Raw genomic sequence first — 302 nt, forward strand, 5'->3', positions numbered from 1 at the left:
AAGCCCGCCGTAAACGAGATGGAACTGCACCCGCACTTCCAGCAGCAGGAACTGTTCGACTACGTCGTCTCCCAAGGCATCCAGCCGGTCGGATTCTGCCCCATCGGCTCCCCCGCCCGCCCCGAGCGCGACAAGTCCAGCGACGATACCGTGGATACGGAAGATCCCGTCCTTCGCGAGATCGCCGCGAAGCATGGCATCCACCCAGCCACGCTTTGCGTCAAGTGGGCCGAGCAACGCGGCCAAATCCCCATCCCCTTCTCCACCAACCCGCGCAACATGCTATCCAACCTCCAGGCGCT

General features: G+C 63.6%; 1 protein-coding gene. It reads left to right on the top strand.

Annotated features, from left to right (window positions below; translation table 11 throughout):
• The coding region (locus QEH57_RS25070) for an aldo/keto reductase (RefSeq protein WP_309009515.1) at positions 1 to 302 on the top strand (302 nt) is incomplete at both ends.

It is taken from the genome of Pelagicoccus sp. SDUM812005 (assembly GCF_031127875.1).
Taxonomy (GTDB): domain Bacteria; phylum Verrucomicrobiota; class Verrucomicrobiia; order Opitutales; family Opitutaceae; genus Pelagicoccus.